Below are 19,284 nucleotides of genomic sequence, written 5' to 3'. Positions count from 1 at the left end.
GGTTGGAGGCAATATGTTTCGAAGAAAAAAAATGAATCGTAAGACCATTCTATTGGGCAGCACGGTCATTCTCGCTTGTGCTGGGCTGGGAGGCTATCTGTATTTTAGACAGATCAATCAACAACAGGCCATGAAAATGGTTGATAAGACGATTGATTCGCTGACAGTCCAAGAAGCTGTCAATAACAGCAAAAAAACAAGCCTGGTTTTATCTGGGGAAGTAGTTGCCAACAATAGCAGTAAGGTCAAGATTGACCCTTCTAAAGGGGAAGTCAAGGAAGTATTTGTCAAAAATGGTGATACCGTTACACAAGGACAGCCACTCTTTTCCTATGCGACAGAGCAGCAATTGACAGCCCAGTCGGCTCAATATGATGCCCAGTCCAAGGCAAATGGCATTACAGCCGCTCAAAACAGCGCTGCGATTAAATGGGAAACCTATAATCGCAAGTTGGCCAGTCTCAATGCTCTCAAGGACAAATACAATTCCAGTCAGGATGAGTCACTGCTGGAGCAGATAAAGTCAGCTGAAGATGAGCTAGCTCAGGCGCTGAGCGATGCCAAGACTGCGGATAATGAAGTAACGACAGCTCAGATTGAGGCTGAAAAGGCCCAAGTGACAGCCCAGACAGAATCAGATCGGATGAAGTATGATACTGTGACTGCCGATACAGCAGGAACAATTACCTCTATGAATGAAGATTTGCCTAATCAGTCCAAGGCCAAGAAAGAAGAAGAAAACTTTATTGAGATTATGGACAAGTCCAAAACTCTGGTCAAAGGTACTGTCAGTGAATTTGACCGTGAAAAGCTGAGTGTCGGCCAGAAAGTGGAAGTGGTGGATCGCAAGGATCCTAAGAAACGCTGGAGTGGTACGGTAACTCAGGTCGGCAGCCTGACAGCAGAGAATACTTCCAATAATAATGGTGGGAATAAGCAACAGGAAAATCCCAACCAAGGTAAGTATCCTTATACAGTTGAGCTGGATCAGGGTGGTGAAATGCCACTGGTAGGCTCCCATTCCTATGTCAACATCGTGGAGAATGCTCCCGAGGCTGGAAAGGTAGTCGTCAATAAGGCTTATACTTTCAATAAAAATGGTAAGACCTATGTCTGGAAAGTAGAGGGCAAGACTATCAAAATGCATGAAGTCAAGACCAAGAAAGTTTCTGACCGTTTGGTGGAGATTACAGAAGGTTTGACTATGCAGGATACCATTTCAACACCGAGAGCAGGTATGGAAGAAGGGATGGAGGTAGGACAGCATGTTAAAGCTTAAGGATATCCACAAATCTTATCAGCAGGGCAGTCAGGAATTTCCAATTTTAAAAGGAATCGATCTGCATGTGAAAGAGGGGGATTTTCTAGCTATCATGGGACCGTCTGGATCTGGTAAGTCGACTCTAATGAACATTATCGGATGTCTGGATAAGGCAAGTTCAGGGACTTATCATATCGAAGGGACCGATGTGTCTGAGCTGTCTGACAATCAGCTGTCCGATCTGCGCAATCAGAAGATTGGCTTTGTTTTTCAAAATTTTAACCTCATGCCCAAGCTGACGGCCTGTCAAAATGTGGAACTGCCTCTGACTTACATGAAAATTCCTAAAAAAGAGAGACGGGAGCGGGCTCTGGAAATGCTGCGGTTGGTCGGGCTGGAAGAAAGAAGTGATTTCAAGCCTATGGAGCTTTCAGGTGGTCAAAAGCAGCGGGTAGCCATTGCGCGAGCCTTGGTAACCAATCCCAGCTTCATCCTTGGTGACGAACCAACGGGGGCCCTGGATACCAAGACCAGTGTGCAGATTATGGACCTTTTCAAGCAGTTTAATGATGAGGGAAAGACCATTGTCATCATTACCCATGAGCCGGAAGTAGCCCAACTCTGCAAGCAGACGGTTATCCTGCGGGATGGTAATATAGAGAGCAAAGCGATAGGATAGAAAGGAAGCTGTATGGAAGATATTTTTGTAGCTCTGAATTCAATCTTGTCGCATAAAATGCGCTCTATGCTGACCATGTTGGGGATTATCATCGGGATAGGCGCTATCATCGCTATCTTTTCTATCATTGAGGGAAATACGGAGAATACCAAGCGTCAGCTCATTGGCGGCAATAATAACACTATCAAGGTCGTTTATGACAAGAAAAGTGTGATTGATCCAACCATTCCAGAGAAATCTCAAGCTCAGAAGCCTTCTTATATTCCCTTTATGGGAGAGGATGTGCTGAGTAAGATTAAGGAAATCTCTGGGGTCAAGAATGCTCTGCTGACCTATGGTACAGATGAGAAGATTTACTACCTAAGCCAAAAGTCGTCTGGGAAGATTCAGGCTGTTTCGCAGACAGCCGCTGACATCAAGCAGCAACGTCTGCTAGAAGGTGAAGGATTTGACTCAGAAGCCTTTAAAAATCAAGAGCAGGTGACCTATCTGGAAAAGTCCCTTTATGACAGTCTTTTTCCAAAGGGTGATGGCATCGGCAAATATGTGGAAGTCTTGGGCAATCCCTTTAAGGTTATTGGCGTGTTTGAGTCCACAGAGCAGAGTGGCTTAACAGCTGGTGCGGAAAAGGTGGCCTATATTCCCCTGCAGCAGTGGCATCGGATTTTTGATACCATTAATGTCAGTCCTGAAGTGACCGTCCAAACCCATAAGGCAGATGATTTGAAGAAGGTAGCCAAGAAGGTTAGTGATTACCTCAATCAGCAAATGCCCCCGTCAGACTATATGTTTGGCGTGCTCAACCTACAGGAATTTGAACGGCAGCTGGACAATCTCAACAAGTCTAACTTCGTCTTGCTAGCAGGTATTGCCAGCATCTCCCTCCTAGTCGGAGGTATCGGTGTTATGAATATCATGCTGGTTTCAGTGACAGAGCGGACTCGTGAAATCGGGATAAAAAAGGCTCTGGGAGCTCGGCGGAAGATCATTCTCAAGCAATTCCTGATTGAGGCAGTTATCCTGACTCTGATGGGAGGGATTATTGGCGTGGTGGCTGGTATCGCCTCTGGCTTTGCCATCACCCAGTCTCTAGCTTATCCGTATATTTTATCCCTCTTTTCTGTCTTTGTAAGTTTGCTCTTTTGTTGTATAATAGGAGTAGTATTTGGGCTCCTGCCAGCTGTGAAAGCATCCAAGTTGGATCCGATCGAAGCCCTGCGATTTGAATAGGTAAAGGAGAAAAATCTAAGTATGCACAAGATTCTAGTGGTGGAAGATGATACGACGATTAATCAAGTGATTTGCGAGTTTTTAAAGGAAAGTCAGTATGAGGTAAGGCCAGTCTTTGACGGAGGCGATGCTTTGCAGGCTTTTGAAGAAGAGCCCTTTGATCTGGTCATTTTAGATATGATGCTGCCGACCAAGAGCGGTCTGGAAGTACTGAAGGAAATCCGCAAGACTTCTCAGATTCCGGTCATGATTTTGACAGCACTGGATGACGAGTATACCCAGCTGGTCAGCTTTAACCATCTCATCAGTGATTATGTAACCAAGCCTTTTTCACCGCTAATCTTGGTCAAACGGATTGAGAATATTCTGCGCAGAAATACAGTTGCTTCAGAGATTGCTGTTGGCGACCTGACGGTTTCGATTGATGATTGCACGGTTTACTGGCAGGGTGAGAAGATGCCTCTGACCAAGAAAGAATATGAAATCTTGCAGACTCTGGCTAAGAGGAAGGGGCATTTGGTGACCCGAGATCAGCTGATGAATACCATTTGGGGCTACAGCGAGCTGGATAGTCGGGTACTGGATAATCATATCAAGAATATCCGCAAAAAGATTCCTGGTGTGCCGCTGAAAACCATTACGGGTATGGGCTATCAGCTTGGAGGAGAAGACAAGTGAAAATTGTCAAAAAGAACTTTCTCTTGACCTCGTCCATCATTTTCGTGGTGGTGACTATCGTTCTAGCCAGTCTTTACTTTGCCATGCCGGTGTATTATCAGCAGGTTAAGAGTGGGGAAGCTCAGCAGGAATTTAACCAAGTTTCCAAGCAAGTCAAGGGAAAGTCCAGTCAGGAAATCGGCGAGCTCTTGAGCGATTATAGTAAAAAGAGCAATCTGATTTGGTTTACCTTGCTGGCGAAAGACAATACGATCCTCTATCCCTCACTCGAAGCTGGCGATGAAAGTTCTCTGCAGCTGACCATCGTTCCAACGATTGCCAACAGCGACTATGAGAGCAAGAGTTTATCAGAAAGCTTTCGAACTTCAGATGGTAAAGAAGTTGTCCTGAGAGGGGAATATTCCTTACAACCGGTTTCCGATGCTAGTCGGATTTTGCTTAATCTCTATCCATTTGTCTTGCTTGTATCTCTGAGTCTGGGTGGTCTGGCTGCCTATCTCTACAGCCGGACTTCCAGTCAACGTATCAAAGCCATCTCTAAGAGCACCCGTCAAATGACGAGTCTGGCTCCAGATGTGACCTGTCAGGTCAAGGGGCGTGATGAGATTGCCGAACTGGCCCAAGACATCAATCATCTCTATGCTAATCTACTGACCAGTATCGAGGCTCTGCGCCTGGAAAATGAAAAGGTAGCAGAAAGCGAGCGGGAAAAGGCAGAGTTTTTGCGGATGACATCACATGAGCTCAAGACGCCCATTACCAGCATGATGGGGATGGTTGATGGCATGATCTATGGAGTAGGAGAGTTCAAGGATCGAGACAAGTACTTGCAGAAGTGCCGAGAAATCCTAGAGGAGCAGTCGGAGTTGGTCCAGTCTATCTTAGCCATTTCTAAACTGGAGATGAAGACTGAAACTGAACAGGAAGTCTTTTCACTCAAGCAGGTCTTGGAGGAAAATCTGAGCACCTATCGAGTTTTAGCAGATGTCAGACACTACCATTTTCAGGTTGAGCTGGCAGAAGCGAAGGTCAAGGGTAACCGCACCTATCTGCTCAAGGCTGTCAAAAATCTTCTGGACAATGCCTTTCATTATACAGTAGAAGGCGGACAGATTTTACTCAGGCTGGAAAGGCGTAAGCTAGTCATCGAAAATGAGGCGGAACGCGTCTTAAACAAAGACCAAATCCAGCAGATTTTTCAGCCTTTCTACCGGCCAGACTACAGTCGCAATCGCAAGGATGGCGGAACAGGTCTGGGACTCTTTATCGTTCAGCAAATTTTGGACAAGCATGGTTTGCGATATCAGTTTGAAGCTGTTGATGGGCGGAAAATGCGCTTTAGCATTTATCTGCCAGCTGTCGAGAAATAACCTTGCATTCTAGCTGGCTGTGCAGGAGCAGAAGAGAGAAGTCAGAAGCTGTATTTTGCGAAAAATACAAGTTTTCTGGCTCCTCTCTTTTTTTGCTTTTCCCTATAGCTGAGCTGAGAATTTTTCTCTGAAAAATGTTACAATAAAATGACAAGTTAAAGGAGGAGAATATGGAGCACAAAGAAAAAGATTTTAGCCTATCTTGGTTTTTTAAATGGTTTTTAGATAACAAGGCCATTACAGTATTTCTAGTGACCCTTTTGATGGGGCTGAATATTTTTATACTGAGTAAAATCAGTTTTATTTTTAGTCCAGTCATTGAATTTTTGGGAGTGATTATGCTGCCGGTTATTTTAGCTGGTCTGCTTTATTATCTGTTAAATCCGATTGTTGACTGGATGGAAAAGCACAAGATTAATCGACTGGTTGCTATTACCATTGTCTTTGTTTTAATTGCTTTTTTGATTATCTGGGGCTTGGCTGTTGCTATTCCTAGCTTGCAGCATCAGGTCATGGCCTTTGTCAGAAATGTTCCAGCTTATCTGAAGCAGGCTGACAAGTTCATCGATGATGTCGTGACTAAGTATATTTCGGAGGATTTCAAGCCGCAGATTGAAGAATACACTAGCAATCTGTCTAGTCAGATTACCGATTGGGCCAGCAATTTTTCATCGCGGGCAGTTAATTGGGCAGGGAACTTAATCAGTACAACTTCGCAGATCATCGTGGCAATTATCATCATGCCTTTTATCCTTTTTTACCTGCTGAGAGATGGGAAAAACCTGAAAGGCTATGTGACCCAGTTTCTGCCAACTAAATTCCGAGAATCCTTTGGTCAAGTGATGACGGATATCAACAGCCAGCTGGCCAACTATGTGCGAGGTCAGGTGACGGTTGCTATCATTGTAGCTATGATGTTTATTGTTTTCTTCAAGATTATTGGCCTGCGCTATGGTGTCACTCTTGGAGTAATTGCGGGCGTTCTCAATCTGGTACCTTATCTGGGCAGCTTTTTGGCTATGCTTCCGGCTCTGGCAATCGGTTTGATTGCTGGCGGTCCAGTGATGCTGGCTAAAGTCATTGTCGTTTTCATCGTTGAGCAGACAATCGAGGGGCGTTTTGTTTCTCCTTTGGTTTTGGGCAGTCAGCTCAGCATTCATCCAATTACGATTTTATTCGTATTATTGACTTCTGGCACCATGTTTGGGATTTGGGGCGTTTTCCTGGGAATTCCCGCCTATGCTTCAGCCAAGGTAGCCATTGCAGCTATCTTTAAGTGGTATCAGAAAGTAAGCGGCCTCTATGAAGCCGATTTTGAACAAGAAGGAGAAATCAGTGAGCAAGAGTGAGCAAATGTTGGCAGCTTTACAGGAGCAGGACCTAGCTCTGGCTGATCGCTATTTCGAGCAAGCCCTGACTACAGACAGTGAAGAAGAATTATTGGATTTGGCCGATTACTTAGAGAGTATCGGCTTTTTCCCTCAGGCCAAGCGTGTTTTTGAAAAGTTGGCTCCTGACTATCCGGCTTCTTATATCAGTTTGGCAGCTATTGCCAGTGATGATGGGGACTTGGAGCAGGCATTTGCCTATCTGGAGGAGATTCAGCCAGACAGTGACTGGTATGTTGCTGCTCTCTTGGCTAAGGCTGACCTCTATCAGCTAGAGGGGCTGCCCGATGTAGCTCGTGAGAAACTGGCTCAGGCAGCAGAGCTGACTGATGAGCCTTTGGTAACCTTTGGTCTGGCTGAGATTGATTTGGAGCTGGGGGATTTTTCACAGGCGATTAAGGAATACGCTCAGCTAGACAATCGTACAATCTTTGAACAGACAGGCGTCTCAACCTATCAGCGGATTGGGGTATGCTATGCCAGTCTTGGAAAATTTGCAGCTGCCATTGAGTTTTTGGAGAAAGCAGTTGAGCTGGAGTATGACGATGCTGCGGTTTATGAGCTGGCGACTATTTTAGCGGACCAAGAAGAATACCAAAAGGCCAATCTTTATTTCAAGCAATTGGATACTCTGTCGCCGGATTTTGAAGGCTACGAATATGGCTATGCCCTGTCTCTTCATGCGGAGCATCGGACGGCTGAAGCCTTGACTCTTGCCCAGCAAGGCTTGGCTAAGAATCCTTTTGAGACTCGGCTCTTGCTTTTAGCCTCACAGCTTTCTTATGAACTTCACGATGAGAAAGCGGCTGAAAATTATCTTTTGCAGGCTCAGGAAGATGCGGATGATTTGGAAGAGATTGCCTTGCGACTGACTACTCTTTACTTGGAGCAGGAGCGTTATGAGGATATTTTAGAATTTGCTGAGCAAGAAGTCGATAACGCCTTGACTCGCTGGAATCTGGCGCGTGCTTATCAGGCTTTGGAAAATCTGGAAAAAGCAGAAGAACTCTATAATCAACTGGCTCGCGAATTGCAAGATAATCCAGAGTTTTTGGAGCAGTATGTCTATCTTTTGCGTGAACTAGGCAGATTTGAAGAAGCTAAAAGAGCTGCTGCTTCTTATCTAAGATTAGTGCCTGATGATGCTAGTATGCAGGAGCTTTATGAAAGCTTATAAAAGCTCAAGAAGCACTTGCTCAGCTCTTTCCCACAATTTATGGTATAATGATTGGCGGTAGAAATTCAGTAAGTACATGTAATTAGGATGAAAAAATCTTAGCTGGATGGGCAATAATATTTTTAGAAGAGAAAGATTAAGGAAAAAGAATGGCAGAACCAATCAAATTATTTCAATATAATACTTTGGGAGCCTTGATGGCTGGTCTTTACGACGGCAGTATGACTGTTGGGGAGTTGCTGCAGTATGGAGATTTGGGCTTGGGGACATTGGACTCTATTGATGGTGAGCTCATTGTTCTTAATGGTAAGGCTTATCAGGCAAAGGGCTCTGGAGAAGTGCCAGAAGTGGTTGAGGTGTCACCAGATATGACAGTACCTTACGCGGCAGTTGTTCCTCATCAGGCGGAGGTCATTTTCCGTCAGCGCTTTGAGATGGATGACAAGGAGTTGGAGAAGCGGATTGAGTCTTACTATGATGGCGAAAATCTTTTCCGCTCTATCAAGATTCATGGCGATTTCGCCCGCATGCATGTTCGGATGATTCCCAAGTCTACGACGGAACGGAAGTTTGCAGAAGTAGCAGTCAACCAGCCTGAGTATCGTAAGGAAAATGTCACGGGCACCATCGTTGGTATCTGGACGCCTGAGATTTTCCACGGGGTCAGTCTGGCAGGCTATCATCTGCATTTTGTATCGGATGATTTAACTTTTGGTGGACATGTTATGGATTTTGTTATCAAGGAAGGTGTCGTCGAGTTGGGCGCTGTAGACCAGCTGGATCAGCGTTTCCCGGTACAAGATCGCAAGTATCTCTTTGCTAAGTTTAATATGGATGAGATGAAAGAAGATATGGAAAAGTCGGAATAAATAGTAGGGGTGAGCATTGTTTGCTTCCCTCTTTTTTGATATAATTGGAAAAAGAATAGAGGAGAAGAGAAGCTATGATTTATTTGGTAAACGCCAGTCCGAATAGGAATGGTAATAGTTTTAAGTTGGGGCATTTTTTTCTGCGGGATAGAGATTATGAGGCTCTTCAATTAGTGGACTACCACATTGAGCAATATGGCCAGTCAGCAGAAAACGATAACTTCTTTCAAGTCTATGAGCAGCTGAGTCAGGCTGATGTGCTGGTCTTTACCAGCCCTATTTATTGGTGGTCTTTTTCAGGTTTGCTAAAAACTCTGTTGGACCGAGTGGCTGATGTACATGAGCCGCAGGAAGCACTTAAGGGCAAAAAGGTATTTTTCCTTCTGCAAGGTTCTCAGCCCAGCAAAGAAATTGAAATGCTGGACTACGTGATGAGCCGCTTTTGCCAGAACTGCGGACTCGAATATGAGGGGCTGGCAGTAACCAATCATAAGCTAAAAGAAATCGAAGGTTGGGAATTGGCGGCCCTGCAGGAAAAATTAGATAAGGTTTTATCAGAAGGTTAAAAGTGAGAAGATTCGTTTGCGGATCTTCTTTTTTTACTATAAAAATGGAGTCTTTTTTTTATGTGTCTATTTTTGGACACTATGCCCCTCAACTACAGTCATATCCATGGCTAACTAAATATAAATGTTGTATAATACCAATTGCTATTAAATATTAATATAGGAGATTCTATGGGAAAAGAATTATTTAACCCCCATTTAAACAAATTTTCGATTCGAAAATTAAATGTTGGAGTTTGCTCGGTATTATTATCTACCGTTTTCCTTTTAGGTACTGCGGCTACAGTCAATGCAGATGAAACTGCCAGCGGAACTGTAGATGATAATATCTCACTGCCAGAAAAACCGACGGACTCTGCTATGAGTCAGCCAGTCAGTCAGCCTGCTCTTGAGAATACAGCAACATCCGCTGTTTCTGAAACAGCTAACTCAGAAGCAAGTGTTAATCAAAATCAGCTGGTAAGTCCAGCTTCTGCCCCAGAGCAAGTGACACCTGAAAAGGCGCAAGAAGCTAATCAGACAGTTGAGACCTCTAACGAAGCTAGTCGGACGCGCTCTTACTCAGTGCAATATACGCCAAAACCAAGTTCTGCGGCTATGCCAAAGTCTGATCGTAATGGCCAGCCAATGGAGACAGGAACATCATTCCGTACAGCCAGTCCTGCTGGTCAAGCTAGCTCTGCCATACAAGATGCAACACCTAATCCTACAGTTTCTAAACCAACATTGGAAGAATCAGTGAGGAAACGTTCTGATGAGTTGATGAAGCAAGTGAACTGGCTGGATTTTGGTGATACGAAATCATTGAGAAATCTAGATAAAGACGGCTCGTTTAAAGTTGGAACGGTATATGAGAAGGAAATTTCGCCGGGCTATGTGGTCAAACTGACTGTCACGGAATTGAAACCTTTCTATGCGACAGAGATTTATCGTGATCGAGTAAAGGGGACTGAGTACGAAAGCAGTTATGATCCCAATGCAAAAAATACTTGGCTTCAATATAACAATAGTAATAATTATGCTTATCAGTATTGGTATGGTGATGATTACCGTCCTAAAATTACTGGTGCAGCTCAAAACCAATGGTCTGCTATTAAGTCAGAGGGAATTGATACCAAAGGGCGTAAGACCCAACTGCAGGTTCCTAAAGATGAAGCCAACTATGGTGTGAAGTTCAAAGTTGAAGCTAGATATCGTGGGAAGCCAGTTAAAGCAACAGTTGTCATGGCTGATGGAGAAGAGGCAAACCCAGGTGAGTATGCTATCTTTACAACCAATGGTAAGGGTTGGGAACATTTGGCCGAGTGGAAGCGTACAGTTACAGACGCAAATGGTGTGACTACTGAGATTACAGAAACCTATAAGCCAATGAAGCCTACTACAGAAGGACAATTTATTGGAAATGACGGTACAGGCGTTCATTGGCAGGCCTATGTCAGTCCTGACCAAAAGACTGGCGGACTGGGAAGTCAAGTATTTGGACCGAACGTTTCTAGAAACAATACAATTCCGCTTGTGATGACTCGTGGTGCATCAGAGGTTGGTATTTATATAGCTTCTTCTGGCCAGCAGGCTGCGATGATTGGTTTTATGGCAATCGATGAAGGGGATGCACCGGATTCTTATGGAAAAGCTATCCATGCTATTTCAAGATACAATGCTGAAACTGGCGGTCAAAATCCACAGCCATTCTTGGGCCGTGTTGCGGCTGATATTGATACCACATCTGGAAACAACTGGAAGCATGACGATCAGAATGATTTAGCCGATGAAGGTATTAATCAGCTCTTGTCTGATGATTTAGTCGGGAAAACCAATGGTCTTTTTCCAGTCAACCGTCTGCATGACGGAGATTATTCTCTCCGCATCCATGCTTCAGCTAACGGATACGAAAAAGCCTATGTCCGTGCCTGGATTGACTTCAATAATAATGGTGTCTTTGACGAAGACGAAGCCAGTGAATTTACCGAAGTAACAACTGCGGGAGATTATACTGTCAACTTTAAGAAGAATCCAGCTATGACTAATCCTGAACTTAGCAAGCTGGGAATGCGGGTTCGTATCGCCTTGAACAAGGGAGATATTGAAAAGCCAACCGGAACTGCATTTAGTGGTGAGGTGGAAGATCTAGAAGTTGAACTGACTTATCCACCAAAAGGTGAGAAGAAGGAAAGTACTGGAATCCGTGATCAGAGACAGACAGCCACTCTTCATTTTACTCCGCAGGGGATTGCTCAAAATACTGAAAATAAGAGAGTAGCGATTGATACTACTAAAGCTCCGATTGTATTGGATGCGAGAGGAAATGCCCTGACAGCTGATGCAGAAGGCTGGTATAACACTGCTGAAGGCCGTTATAAAGTAACTGCAAACGGTGCTGATGTAGATGTGGTATATGAGCCTAAGGCAGGCTTTATCGGCACAGCTCAGGGGATTAACATCCGTCGTTTTGATACTAACGGCGCAAGTACGGATTGGATTGCCAAGAATCAGGCTGAACCAGTCATCAATGATCAACTGAATACGATGGATGGACGCTATGTGCCAACCGTGCTCAATGTTCCTAAGTATGAAACAACGGATGCTCAAGGATTAACGCAAGAAAAGACGCCTGTCTTTAATGATGGTGATGCTCGCAAAACTCCGGCAAGTCCGACGGCAGCAAATCCAGTAAAATTTGTGAAAGCGGATGGAACGACTACAGATGATACTAGAGTTCCAGCTTTATCAAATGGTCGGGAAGTCGGTCGTTTTGAAGTCGAATCTGCAACAGGTAAGATTACTTTCAAACCAAACAAAAACTTTGTTGGTACTGTAGACCCTGTGTCTGTTCAAATGATTGATGGCAAAGGTATTCCCCATCAAGCTGTTTATCAGCCAAAGGTGATACCTGTCAGACCAACTGCTCAAGGTGCCAGCAGCGAGGGCATTCAAGGTGCAGTTCAGACAGGACAGTTGAGCTTCAATCCGGGCAATAATCGTGTGCCTATTGATAGCAAGAAGTTGCCAACCTTTGATAATGGCAGCCAGACTAAAACAGTTGCTGGTGTCGGTACCTATCAGATAGATAATCAAGGCCTAGTTACCTTCACTCCACTACCGACTTATGCTGGACGTCCAGCTGCAGAGACTGTCAAGCGAGTAGATGTCAATGGAACGGAAGTAACAGCTACTTATCAGGCTGATGTAAAAGCAGCAGCACCAAGTGCGACGAATGCTGAAACCAGTGGCAGACAAGGCCAAGTTCAGCGAGGCAAAGTCAGCTTCACAGAAGGTTCTGCGCAAGTTAATGGTCAAAAGCAAACGGTGGCCTTTCCAACTGGCTCAACTCCGCTCTTCGACAATGGTTCGAATGTTAAAGAAGTGGCTACTGTTGGTAAGTTTGAAGTGGATGTGAATGGAAATGTAACCTTTACTCCAGAGAAACAATTTAAAGGCCTTACGCCGGACATCAGGATTACTCGTACAGATACGAATGGCAGCACAGCTATAGCTATCTACAAGGCAACAGTCACTGCTGTTACTCCAACTGGAACAAACATCACTAGCACTGGTAAACAAGGCCGTCCACAGACAGGTAAGCCAAACTTTGTAAGTGGCAACCCAGATGTACCAATGGATAATGATACTCCAGCGACTTTCGATGATGGAAGTAAGCGCAAAGTCGTTCCAAATGTCGGAATCTTTGAAGTGGCACCAGATGGATCTGTCACTTTCACACCAGACAAGCAATATGTTGGGACACCAGATCCAGTTCTTGTTAAGCGAGTGGACAAAAATGGCACTCCTGTGACAGCTAAATATACGCCTACTGTTGAGAAAGTGACCCCAAGAGCAACAGGTGCTCAGACAAAAGGCCCGCAAGGTCAAGTTCAAAAAGGAAAAGTTACTTTTGAACCAGGAAGTCCTCAAGTTGGTTTCCCAGAAAACAGCACCCCAGTCTTTGACACCGGCACGAATATGAAAGAAATTGCCAAAGTCGGTAAGTTCGAAGTGGATGGAGAGGGTAATGTCACCTTTACTCCAGTCAAAACCTTTGTAGGTAAAACTCCTGAAGTTGAACTCAGCCGTACAGATGTCAACGGTACAGTAGCTAAGGCCAAATATCGAGCGACTGTGACCGCTGTGACTCCGACGGGAACTGGAGATCAGACAGAAGGTCCGCAAGGCCAAGTTCAAAAGGGCCGTGTAACTTTTAAAGCTGGCGATCCTAAAGTAGGATTCCCAGCCAGCAGCACGCCAGTCTTTGATACAGGTACAAATGTGAAAGAAATTGCCAAAGTTGGTAAGTTCGAAGTAGATTCGGAGGGCAATGTCACCTTCACGCCAGACAAACAGTTTAAGGGTGAAACACCAGAAATTAGCATTTCTCGCAAAGATGCAAATGGTATTGCCGCGAAAGTCACTTATATCGCGACGGTTACATCTGTAACTCCAACAGGAACTAATGTGACTAGCACTGGTCCTCAAGGTCTTCTGCAAACGGGTACCCCAACTTTCCAAGGTGGCGATCCACTGGTTCCGATTGATGAAGCAGTTGAGCCAAGCTTTGACGATAGCAGCAAGGAAAAGGTTATTCCAGGTCAGGGAACTTACACCATTGCACCAGATGGCACAGTGACCTTCAGGCCAGAGAAGCAGTTTGTAGGCACACCGGACCCAATCACAGTGAAGAGAGTGGATAAGAATGGTACGCCAGTAACTGCGACTTACAGCCCAGAATTCACCAAGGTGACTCCAACAGGTACTGGTGATAAGACAGAGGGCTTGCAAGGTCAGGTTCAAGAAGGTCATGTCACCTTCACGCCTGGTCATGCCTCTGTACCATTCCCAGCTGAAACAACTCCGCTCTTTGACAATGGTTTGACTGTTAAAGAGATTCCAACCGTTGGTAAATTTGAAGTGGATGCCAATGGCAAGGTGACTTTCACGCCAGACAAGCAGTTTAAGGGAACCACTCCTGAGCTGACATTGGTTCGAGCAGATGTGAATGGTACTCCTGTCACCGTTAAATACCAAGCAGTAGTGAAAGAAGTGGTTCCAACGGGAACAAATATTACCAGCACTGGTGAGCAAGGTCGGCAACAAACAGGCAAACCAAACTTCGTAAGCGGCACTCCTGGAGTACCATTGGATAATGACACTCCGGCTACTTTCGACGACGGAAGCAAGCGCAAGGTTGTTCCAAATGTCGGTATCTTTGAAGTGGCACCAGACGGTTCTGTTACCTTTACTCCAGATAAGCAATATGTTGGCACACCAGATCCAGTTGTTGTTAAGCGAGTGGACAAAAATGGCACTCCTGTGACAGCTAAGTATACGCCAACAGTTGAAAAAGTGACTCCAAGAGCGACAGGTGCTCAGACAGAGGGGCTTCAAGGCCAAGTTCAAAAAGGCAAGGTTACTTTTGAAGCAGGAAGTCCGCAAGTAGGTTTCCCAGAAAACAGCACGCCAATTTTTGACACTGGCACTAATGTCAAAGAAATTGCCAAAGTCGGTAAGTTCGGGGTTGATGCGGATGGTAATGTTACCTTCACACCAGTTAAAACGTTTGTCGGTAAGACACCAGAAGTTGAACTCAGCCGTGCAGATATCAACGGTACAGCAGCAAAAGCCAATTACCAAGCAACTGTGACAGCTGTTACTCCGACAGGTACTGGTGACAAGACAGAGGGCTTGCAAGGTCAGGTTCAAAAAGGTCATGTCACCTTCACGCCAGGCCATGAATTAGTTCCATTCCCAGCAGGTTCGACTCCGCTCTTTGGTAACGGAAAAAATATTAAAGAAGTACCAAATATCGGTAAGTTCGAAGTGGATGCAGATGGCATTGTGACCTTCACTCCAGACAAACAGTTTAAGGGTGAAACACCAGAATTAGGAATTATTCGTGTGGACGCCAACGGAACTCCAGTAACAGTTAAATACCAAGCGGTAGTGAAAGAAGTAACTCCGACAGGTACCACCGTTACGAGCACCGGTCCACAAGGTATCCCGCAAACAGGAACTCCAATCTTCAAAGCTGCGGACCCACTAGTTCCGATTGATGAAACAGTTGAGCCAACCTTTGCGGATGGAAGTAAGGAGAAGAAGATTCCAGGTCAGGGAACTTACACCATCACTCCAGATGGCGTAGTGACTTTCACGCCAGAGAAGCAGTTTGTAGGCACACCTGACCCAATCACAGTGAAGCGAGTGGACAAGAACGGCACTCCAGTGACGGCAACTTACAGTCCAGAGTTCACTAAGGTAACTCCAACTGGTACCGGTACTAAGACAGAAGGCTTGCAAGGTCAGGTTCAAGAAGGTCATGTTAGCTTCACTCCAGGCCATGATTCAGTTCCATTCCCGGCAGGTTCAACTCCATTATTCGATAATGGTACCGCAGTTAAAGAAGTGCCAAATGTTGGTAAGTTCGAAGTGGATGCGGATGGCAAGGTGACTTTCACTCCAGACAAGCAATTCAAGGGTGAAACGCCAGAACTTGAATTGACTCGTGTAGATGCCAACGGCACCCCTGTTACAGTTAAGTACCAAGCGGTAGTGAAAGAGGTAACTCCAACAGGCACCACCTCAACCAGCACTGGCCCACAAGGCCGTCTACAAACGGGTAAACCAAACTTTGTTGGTGGCGACCCGAATGTACCACTGGATAATGATACTCCAGCGACTTTCGATGATGGAAGCAAACGCAAGGAAGTTCCAAATGTCGGAATCTTCGAAGTAACACCAGATGGATCTGTCACTTTCACACCTGACAAGCAATATGTTGGTACACCAGATCCGGTAACTGTTAAGCGGGTAGATAAGAATGGTACACCAGTGACGGCTAAGTACACACCAACTGTTGAGAAAGTGACTCCAAGAGCCACAGGTGCTCAGACAGAGGGGCTTCAAGGCCAAGTTCAAAAAGGTAAGATTACTTTTGAAGCAGGAAATCCGCAAGTCGGCTTCCCAGAAAACAGTACGCCAGTCTTTGACACTGGCACGAATGTCAAAGAAATTGCCAAAGTCGGTAAGTTCGAAGTAGACGGAGAGGGTAATGTTACCTTTACTCCAGTTAAAACGTTTGTTGGTAAGACACCGGAAATCGAACTCAGCCGTGCCGATGTTAATGGCACAGCAGCTAAGGCTAACTACCAAGCGACTGTGACTGCTGTTATTCCAACTGGTACTGGTGATAAGACTGAAGGATTGCAAGGTCAGGTTCAAGAAGGTCATGTTAGCTTCACACCTGGTCATGCCTCTGTACCATTCCCAGCAGGTTCAACTCCATTATTCGATAATGGTACCGCAGTTAAAGAAGTGCCAAATGTTGGTAAGTTCGAAGTGGATGCAGATGGCAAGGTAACTTTCACTCCAGACAAACAATTCAAGGGTGAAACACCTGAACTCGAATTGACTCGGACTGATGCTAATGGAACACCAGCAACTGTCAAGTACCAAGCAGTAGTGAGAGAGGTAACTCCAACAGCTACTACGTCAACTAGCACTGGTCCACAAGGCCGACCACAAACGGGTAAACCAAACTTTGTCGGTGGCGACCCGAATGTACCACTGGATAATGATACTCCAGCGACTTTCGATGATGGAAGCAAACGCAAGGAAGTTCCAAATGTCGGTACCTTTGAAGTAGCACCAGATGGATCTGTCACTTTCACACCTGACAAGCAATTTGTTGGGACACCAGACCCAGTTGTTGTTAAGCGAGTAGATAAGAATGGTACCCCAGTGACGGCTAAGTACACGCCTACTGTTGAGAAAGTGACCCCAATAGGAACTACCGCAACTAGCACTGGCCCACAAGGCCTTCCTCAAACTGGCACCCCAACCTTTGCAGGTGGTGATCCATTGGTTCCGATTGACGAAACAGTTGAGCCAAGCTTCGACGATGGTAGCAAGGAAAAGACCATTCCAGGTCAGGGAACTTACACCATTACTCCAGATGGCTCAGTGACCTTTACTCCAGACAAGCAGTTTGTAGGCAGACCAGATCCAGTCACAGTCAAACGAGTGGATAAGAATGGTACTCCAGTAACTGCGACTTACAGTCCAGAGTTTACCAAGGTAACTCCAACTGGTACTGGCGCCAAGACAGAAGGTCTTCAAGGCCAAGTCCAAGAAGGCAAAGTAAGCTTCACCCCAGGCCATGAGTCTGTTCCATTCCCAGCTGGTTCAACTCCATTATTCGATAATGGTTCCGCAGTTAAAGAAGTACCAAATGTTGGTAAGTTTGAAGTGGATGCAGATGGCAAGGTAACTTTCACTCCAGACAAACAATTCAAGGGAGAAACGCCAGAACTTGAATTGACTCGCACTGATGTCAATGGAACCCCTGTTACAGTTAAGTACCAAGCGGTAGTGAAAGAGGTAACTCCAACAGGCACCACCGTGACGAGCACTGGCCCACAAGGCCTTCCGCAAACAGACACTCCAACCTTCAAAGGTGGTGATCCATTGGTTCCAATTGACGAAACAGTTGAACCGACCTTTGAAGATGGAAGCAAGAAGAAGACCATTCCAGGTCAAGGAACGTATACCATCACTCCGGATGGAGCAGTGACCTTCACGCCAGACAAGCAGTTTGTAGGTAAACCAGATCCAGTCACAGTAAAACGAGTGGATAAGAACGGCACACCAGTGACAGCGACCTACAGTCCAGAGTTTACCAAGGTAACTCCAACAGGCACCGGTACTAAGACAGAAGGTTTGCAAGGTCAGGTTCAAAAAGGTCAAGTGACTTTCACGCCAGGACATAAATTAGTTCCATTCCCCGCTGGTTCGACTCCACTTTTTGGTAACGGAAAGAATATTAAAGAAGTACCAAATGTTGGTAAGTTCGAAGTGGATGCCGATAACAAGGTGACTTTCACTCCAATAAAACAATTCAAGGGTGAAACATCAGAACAGGGATTAATTCGTTTAGACGCTAACGGAACTCCGGTTATTGTCAAATATCAAGCAATAGTGAAAGCAGTAGTCCCAACTGGTAAAGATACCACATCTACAAATATCAAGGGCCATGTTCAGACTGGCACACCTGTCTTCGAAGCAGGTGATCCATTGGTTCCAATTGATGAGTCAGTTGAGCCAACCTTCGAAGACGGAAGCAAGGAAAAGACCATTCCAGGTCAGGGAACGTACACCATCGCACCAGATGGGACAGTTACTTTCACTCCAGAAGCTGACTTCCTTGGTCAAGGAACCGGTGTGACCCTTGTTCGTCGTGATAAGAATGGCACCTCAGTGACAGCTCGCTACGTTCCGACCGTAGTTGAACCATCAACTAGCAAGGACAGTGTATCCAGCGGTCGCAAGGGCCAAGCTCAAACAGGCACGCCGACTTTTGAAGGAGCGATTGACCAGGCAGTGGCACCGACCTTTGCGGACGGCAGCACCGAAATGGTTGTCCCAGGTGAGGGAACTTACAGGTTCAATATGCTAGGGGCAGTGACTTTCGTACCGGAAGCCGACTTTGTCGGAACTGCTCGCGGAGTTGTCGTGAAGCGTTCAGATATTTATGGCAATGCCGTGACGGCTACCTATACACCAACTGTTTTGGGAAGCACTGCCACAGAAGATAGCGGCAGCACCGGTCTTAAAGGTCAGCCGCAGACTGGTAAACCAATCTTTGAAGGCGACGTGGATCCAACTGTTCCGCCAACTTTCGAGGATGGCAGTACTGAAAAGGTCGTTCCGGGTCAAGGTACTTACACGATTGCGCCAGATGGCACTGTAACCTTTGTACCAGAAACGGGCTTTGTCGGTCAAGCTGACGGTGTGACAGTGATTCGCAAAGATCGTAATGGTCAGACGATTTCAGCGGTTTACGTTCCAACTGTGACAGAAAATCCTGTTCAGCCAGAGCGGACGATTACACCTGCACCGCCATCACTTTCCAAGAGTGAGGGTGCAAAATCCCTTCCTAAGACCGGTACAGAAGAAACCTCATACTTAGCAGCAAGCTTACTTGCAGGAGTATCAGGTTTGGGACTGATGGGCTTAGATAAGAGAAAGAAGAAGTCTGAAGACTAAGAGGTGAGAACTTAGCTTCTAACCGCTAAATCAA

The 19,284-nt window shown here is 45.6% G+C and carries 10 protein-coding genes; all 10 read left to right on the top strand.

The window, feature by feature from the left end; all coding sequences use genetic code 11:
• Window positions 1-13: 13 nt before the first annotated feature.
• The 10 genes from K1I94_RS04385 to K1I94_RS04340 all read left to right on the top strand — a co-directional run bounded on the left by K1I94_RS04385 (window position 14) and on the right by K1I94_RS04340 (window position 19,250).
• Window positions 14-1,279 (top strand): efflux RND transporter periplasmic adaptor subunit, encoded by a 1,266-nt coding sequence (locus K1I94_RS04385; protein ID WP_223314542.1) that lies wholly within the window; start codon window positions 14-16, stop codon window positions 1,277-1,279.
• A complete protein-coding gene (locus K1I94_RS04380) occupies window positions 1,266-1,940 on the top strand; it encodes an ABC transporter ATP-binding protein (RefSeq protein ID WP_002895848.1) in 675 nt (224 codons plus the stop codon). The genes K1I94_RS04385 and K1I94_RS04380 overlap by 14 nt, the downstream gene beginning before the upstream one ends.
• A gap of 12 nt (window positions 1,941-1,952) precedes the next feature.
• On the top strand, window positions 1,953-3,170 hold the full coding sequence (locus K1I94_RS04375; RefSeq protein ID WP_223314541.1) for an ABC transporter permease: 1,218 nt from the start codon (window positions 1,953-1,955) through the stop codon (window positions 3,168-3,170).
• A 21-nt stretch (window positions 3,171-3,191) separates the two neighbouring features.
• Entirely contained in the window at window positions 3,192-3,848 is a 657-nt protein-coding gene (locus K1I94_RS04370; protein ID WP_002897805.1) for a response regulator transcription factor, read from the top strand.
• Window positions 3,845-5,218, top strand: a complete 1,374-nt coding sequence (locus K1I94_RS04365) for a sensor histidine kinase (protein ID WP_223314540.1) — start codon at window positions 3,845-3,847, stop codon at window positions 5,216-5,218. Before K1I94_RS04370 ends, K1I94_RS04365 begins: the two co-directional genes overlap by 4 nt.
• A gap of 170 nt (window positions 5,219-5,388) precedes the next feature.
• On the top strand, window positions 5,389-6,567 hold the full coding sequence (locus K1I94_RS04360) for an AI-2E family transporter (RefSeq protein ID WP_223314539.1): 1,179 nt from the start codon (window positions 5,389-5,391) through the stop codon (window positions 6,565-6,567).
• Window positions 6,554-7,783: a tetratricopeptide repeat protein gene (locus K1I94_RS04355; RefSeq protein ID WP_317627932.1), complete on the top strand. Its 1,230-nt coding sequence runs from the start codon at window positions 6,554-6,556 to the stop codon at window positions 7,781-7,783. Before K1I94_RS04360 ends, K1I94_RS04355 begins: the two co-directional genes overlap by 14 nt.
• Before the next feature lie 149 nt (window positions 7,784-7,932).
• Window positions 7,933-8,652, top strand: coding sequence for an acetolactate decarboxylase (gene budA, locus K1I94_RS04350; RefSeq protein WP_002921628.1), 720 nt, complete (start codon window positions 7,933-7,935; stop codon window positions 8,650-8,652).
• Between the two features lie 74 nt (window positions 8,653-8,726).
• On the top strand, window positions 8,727-9,218 hold the full coding sequence (locus tag K1I94_RS04345; RefSeq protein ID WP_223314537.1) for a flavodoxin family protein: 492 nt from the start codon (window positions 8,727-8,729) through the stop codon (window positions 9,216-9,218).
• A 171-nt stretch (window positions 9,219-9,389) separates the two neighbouring features.
• Complete coding sequence (locus K1I94_RS04340; protein ID WP_223314536.1) at window positions 9,390-19,250, top strand: CshA/CshB family fibrillar adhesin-related protein; 9,861 nt, start codon at window positions 9,390-9,392, stop codon at window positions 19,248-19,250.
• Window positions 19,251-19,284 lie beyond the last annotated feature (34 nt).

This window comes from Streptococcus sanguinis (assembly GCF_019929145.1).
Taxonomy (GTDB): domain Bacteria; phylum Bacillota; class Bacilli; order Lactobacillales; family Streptococcaceae; genus Streptococcus; species Streptococcus sanguinis_U.
Note: the sequence above shows the minus strand (reverse complement) of the source record. Positions and strands in the feature narration are given on the sequence as shown.

Bases quoted from the DNA above. Each gene is read 5' to 3' on its own strand.
- K1I94_RS04385 (WP_223314542.1), top strand. From the start codon at position 14: ATGTTTCGAAGAAAAAAAATGAATCGTAAGACCATTCTATTGGGCAGC.
- K1I94_RS04380 (WP_002895848.1), top strand. From the start codon at position 1,266: ATGTTAAAGCTTAAGGATATCCACAAATCTTATCAGCAGGGCAGTCAG.
- K1I94_RS04375 (WP_223314541.1), top strand. From the start codon at position 1,953: ATGGAAGATATTTTTGTAGCTCTGAATTCAATCTTGTCGCATAAAATG.
- K1I94_RS04370 (WP_002897805.1), top strand. From the start codon at position 3,192: ATGCACAAGATTCTAGTGGTGGAAGATGATACGACGATTAATCAAGTG.
- K1I94_RS04360 (WP_223314539.1), top strand. From the start codon at position 5,389: ATGGAGCACAAAGAAAAAGATTTTAGCCTATCTTGGTTTTTTAAATGG.
- budA (WP_002921628.1), top strand. From the start codon at position 7,933: ATGGCAGAACCAATCAAATTATTTCAATATAATACTTTGGGAGCCTTG.
- K1I94_RS04345 (WP_223314537.1), top strand. From the start codon at position 8,727: ATGATTTATTTGGTAAACGCCAGTCCGAATAGGAATGGTAATAGTTTT.
- K1I94_RS04340 (WP_223314536.1), top strand. From the start codon at position 9,390: ATGGGAAAAGAATTATTTAACCCCCATTTAAACAAATTTTCGATTCGA.